The sequence below is a fragment of the Streptomyces sp. NPDC059853 genome (assembly GCF_042731495.1).
In the GTDB taxonomy this organism is placed as follows: Bacteria; Actinomycetota; Actinomycetes; order Streptomycetales; family Streptomycetaceae; genus Streptomyces.
Genome location: NZ_JBHWJL010000356.1, coordinates 1 through 4,774 on the forward strand (window position 1 = coordinate 1; position 4,774 = coordinate 4,774).

Annotated in this window: 3 protein-coding genes; all 3 read left to right on the forward strand. The window is 77.1% G+C overall.

Annotated elements, in window-relative coordinates; translation table 11 throughout:
* On the forward strand, positions 1 to 2,814 hold a 2,814-nt coding region (locus ACFV5N_RS24765; RefSeq protein WP_385603873.1), incomplete at its 5' end, for an amino acid adenylation domain-containing protein.
* Positions 2,814 to 4,604: a carbamoyltransferase gene (locus ACFV5N_RS24770; RefSeq protein WP_385603875.1), complete on the forward strand. Its 1,791-nt coding sequence runs from the start codon at positions 2,814 to 2,816 to the stop codon at positions 4,602 to 4,604. The genes ACFV5N_RS24765 and ACFV5N_RS24770, both read left to right, overlap by 1 nt.
* 50 nt (positions 4,605 to 4,654) lie before the next feature.
* On the forward strand, positions 4,655 to 4,774 hold a 120-nt coding region (locus tag ACFV5N_RS24775), incomplete at its 3' end, for a phosphopantetheine-binding protein (RefSeq protein ID WP_385603878.1).

Sequence of the window (4,774 nt, forward strand, 5' to 3'; positions counted from 1 at the left end):
CAGGCGCTCGCCCTCCGTCCGGCGCTGTACGACGGGGTGAGCGCGGAGCGGCTGCTGGAGTCGTTCGGCGGGCTGCTGGCGGAGCTGGGGCGGCGCCCCGGGGCCCCGCTGCGGGAGGTGCTGGCGGCGGGTGCGGCGGAGCGGGAGCGGCTGGCGGCGTGGCAGGGCCCGGTGCGGGAGCTGCCGACGCGGCCGGTGCACGCGGCGCTGGCGAAGCGGGCCGCCCGTACACCGGGGGCGGTGGCGGTGCGGGACGCGGCGGGTGAGCTGTCCTTCGCCGGGTTCGCGGCCGCCGTGGACGCGCTGGCGCGGCGGCTGGTGCGGGCCGGGGTGCGGCGCGGGGACGTGGTGGGGGTGCGGCTGCGGCCCGGCCGGGCGGCGCTCACCGCGATCTGGGCGGTGTGGCGGGCGGGTGCCGCGTTCGTAGTGCTCGATCCCGAGCTGCCCGCCGCGCGGCAGCGGCTGATGGCCGAGGAGGCGGGGCCGGTGCTGGTGCTGGCCGGGCCGGACGGCGGCGGGCCGGTACCGGAGGGCGTTGCGGTACTGACCCTTGAACCGGGGCGGGGGGCCGGGACGGGCCCGGACGGGGACGGGCAGCCGGTGGTGTTCCCGGCGGTGGGGCCGCGCGACCTGGCGGCGGTGCTGTACACCTCGGGGTCGACGGGGCGCCCCAAGGGCGTCCTCATCGAGCACGGCGGGCTGGCGAACTTCGCGGAACGGACGCTGCTCCCCCGGCTGCGGGCGGCGGGCGGCGGCCGGGCGCTGCGGATGGCGGCCGGTACCTCGGCGTTCGTGTCGGACTTCTTCCTGGCGCAGATCCTGGCGCTGCTGGACGGGCATCCGCTGACGCTGCTCTCGGCGGAGGAGCGGCGCGATCCGCGGCTGCTGGTGGAGCGGGCGCGGCGGCGCGCGACGGCGGTGGACACCCTGGACATGACGACCGCGCAGGTGCAGTTGCTGGTGGAGGCCGGGCTGCTGGAGGCGCCGTATCCGCCCCGGGTGATCGTGCTGGGCGGGGAGGCGTGCCCGCCGGATCTGTGGGCGGCGCTGCGGGACGACCCGCGGGTGACGGCGTTCAACGCGTACGGGCCGAGCGAGACCACGGTGGAGGCGACGTACGCGGCGTTCGAGGGCCGGCCGCTGCCGGTGATCGGCCGGCCGGACGCCAACACGGTGGTGCGGGTGCTGGACGCGGCGGGCGATCCGGTGCCGCCGGGGACGGTGGGCGAGATCCACATCGGCGGGGCCGGGGTGGGGCGCGGCTATCTGCGGGATCCGGCGCTGACCGCCGACCGGTACGTGCCCGATCCGTGGGGGCCGCCGGGGAGCCGGCTGTACCGCAGCGGGGACCTGGGGCGGTTCACGGCGGAGGGGCTGCTGGAGTTCCGGGGCCGCACGGACGGGCAGGTGAAGATCGCCGGGCAGCGAGTGGAGCCGGCCGAGGTGGAGGCGGCGCTGCGCACCCATCCGGCGGTCGCGACGGCCGTGGTGACGGCCCATCAGGCGGCAGCGGGTACCCGGCCCCGGCTGGTGGCGCATGTGGTGCCGGCCGGGGAACGGCTGCCGGAGCCCGCGCAGTTGCGGCGGCATCTGGCGCGGCTGCTGCCCGAGGCGGCGATCCCCACGGACGTGGTGCGGATCGGGGAGCTGCCGCGCACCGCGAGCGGGAAGCTGGACCGGGCGGCGCTGCCGGTGCCGGGTGCGGCGGACGGCGGGACGGCGGACGGGCAGGCGCCGCGGACCGCCACGGAGCGGCGGCTGGCCGAGGTGTGGGCGCAGTTGCTGGGCCGCCCCTCGGTCGGGCTGCACGAGGACTTCTTCGCGCTGGGCGGTCACTCGCTGCTGGCGGTGCGGCTCGCGGAGCGGCTGCGGGAGCGGTTCGGGGTGCGGGTGCCGCTGGCCCGGCTGTACGGGGCGCCGACGGTCGCCGCCCAGGCCGCCCACCTGGACGGCGCGGGCGCGGGCAGCGACCGGGTGGTGCCGCTGGGCGGGACACCGGGGGCGGTGCCGCTGGTGCTGGCGCATCCGCTGGGCGGCACGCTCTTCGGCTACCGGGAGCTGGTGGCGCAGCTGGCCGGGGAGTTCGAGGTGCTGGGTGTCCAGGGCGATCCGTCCTCCGGGGCCGCGCCGGGTGAACTGGGCACCCTGGCGGCCGGGTACGCGCGGGAGCTGGCGCCGCTGCTGGCCGGGCGCGGGCCGGTAGTGGTGGCGGGCTGGTCGGCGGGCGGCGCGATCGCCCACGAGGTGGCGGTCCGGCTGCGGGCGTCCGGGGTGCCGGTGGCGCGCCTGGTCGTCATCGACGCGGAGCCGGGCCGCGCGCCCGGCGCGCACGCTCCGGCGGACGGCACGGACGGCACTGACGGCACCGACGGCACGGACGACGGGCGGCCCGGGGTGACGGTGGGCCGACTGGAGGAACTGCGCGCGGCCGTGCGGCGCGAGGGCCCCGGCGCGCTGCTGGCCGACACCCCGTCCGGCCGGGGCGGCGCGGTGCTGGCGGCGCTCGGGGTGGACGCGGCGGCACTGGCGGAGCTGGACGGGCCGACCACCGCCACGCTGCTGGCGTACTGGCGGGATCTGCTGGCGGCGCTCGGCCGCTGGCGGCCGGCCCGGTTCGCCGGGGAGACCCGGCTGGTGCTGTCGCGGGCCGACGATCCCGCCGGGCGCGAGCGCGCCGTGGCCGGGTGGCGGGAGCTGACGGGGTCGCTGACGGTCGCGTACACGGACGGCGACCACTTCCAGATGCTGCGCCGGCCCCATGTCGGCGCCGTGGCCGACGCGGTGCGCGATCGGACCGAACCGAGGGGAGCCTGATGGTGCTGGTACTGGGAATCAGCGGACTGGACCGGGCACAGGCGGTGAAGCGCGATCTGCTGCCCGGCCTCGACAGCCGCGAGCTGCGGCTGGTGCAGGGTCTGGACGCGGCCGCCGCGCTCGTCGGTGAGGACGGGGTGCTGGCCGCCTCCGCCCAGGAGCGGCACGACGGCGACAAGGGCACCGGGGCGTTCCCGGTCGACGCGATCGCCGCCTGTCTGCGGATGGCGGGGGTGACGCCGGACGAGGTGGACGTCGTGGCGCACGGCTTCCGGTACGAGCCGTCGGCGGCGTTCGAGCGGGACGCCTTCACCCGCCGCTGGTTCCGCGAGGTGTACGCGGAGGAGGTCCAGCGGGACGTGCTGCGGGAGCACTTCCCGGGCCGGGACTGGGAGCGGAAGCTGGTGCGGGTGCCACACCATCTGGCGCACGCGGCCAGCGCCTACTGGCTGAGCGGGTTCGACGCGGCGACGGTGCTGGTGGCCGACGGCATGGGCGAGACCGAGGCGACCTCGGTGCACGCCGGTGAGGGCCCCGGGCTGCGGACGCTGCGGCGGTATCCGATCGGCGTCTCGCTGGGCATCCTGTACAGCGTCGTCACCCAGTACCTGGGGTTTCTGCCCGGGATGGACGAGTACAAGGTGATGGGGCTCGCCCCGTACGGGGATCCGGCGCGGTTCGCGGCGGCCGACGGGGAGCTGATGCGGCGGCTGCCGGACGGTGCGCTGCGCTCCCCGCTGCTGGCGCACGACCGTACGCCGCTGGAGCGGGAGACGCACCGGGGGGTGATCCGGCGGCTGGAGGAACTGTTCGGGCCGGCCCGGCATCCGCAGGCGCCGCTGGAGCAGCGGCACATGGACGTGGCGGCGACGGTGCAGCACGCCCTGGAGGAGAGTCTGCTGCATGTGCTGCGCGCGGCACAGGAGATGCCCGGCGGTGCCTCGCGGCGGCTGTGCATGGCGGGCGGGGTGGCGCTGAACTGCACGGCGAACGGGGTGATCGCCCGCAGTGGGCTGGTGGACGAGATGTTCGTGCAGCCGGCCTCGGGGGACGACGGCAGCGCCCTGGGGGCGGCGCTGTGGGAACTGCGCCGCAGGCGGCCGGCCGCGCCGCGGGCGATGACGATGCCGTACTGGGGTGAGGGGTTCGGCCCCGCGGAGATCGCGGCGGCGGTGACGGCTCTCGGCCCGGGTTTCGCGGTGGACTCCGGTCTCGCCCGGGAGACGCTGCTCGCGCGGGTGTCGGCGCTGCTGGGCGGCGGGGCGGTGGTGTCGTGGTTCCAGGGGCGGATGGAGTTCGGGCCGCGGGCGCTGGGGCACCGCAGCATCCTGGCCGACCCGCGGGTGCCGAGGATGCGGGCGCATCTGAACGCCGTGGTCAAGCAGCGGGAGGAGTTCCGGCCGTTCGCCCCGGCGGTGACGGCGGAGCGGGCCGGGGAGTTCTTCGAGATCGCGCCCGGTCAGGAGGGGCTGTACCGGCACATGCTGTGCGTGGCGCAGGTGCGCGAGAAGTACCGGGAGGTGCTGCCGTCGATCACGCACGTGGACGGTTCGGCCCGGGTGCAGGTGGTGGACCGGGCGCAGTCGCCGCTGTTCTGGGAGCTGATCCGGCGGTTCGGTGACGACCACGGCACGCCGGTGGTGCTCAACACCTCGTTCAATCTGCGGGGGCAGCCGATCGTGCGCACCCCCCGGGAGGCGGTGGAGACCTTCGCCCGGTCCTCGCTGGACGCGCTGGCGATCGGGGACGTGCTGGTGACGCGGACGCAGGACGGAGGCGGCGGCCGGTGAGCGGGGGGCCGGAGGCCGGCGGGGAGCGGCTGCGGGCGGCGGTGGCCGAGGTGTGGCGGCGGGCGGTGGGGGCGGAGCCGGCCGGTGACGACGACCACTTCTTTCTCGCCGGGGCCGATTCGATCGTGGCGGTGGAGGCGGCGATGAGCCTGCGGTCCGTCACGGGGCTG

What these genes read in the sequence shown, in the direction of transcription:
- ACFV5N_RS24770 (WP_385603875.1), top strand. Translation starts at nt 2,814, where the DNA reads ATGGTGCTGGTACTGGGAATCAGCGGACTGGACCGGGCACAGGCGGTG.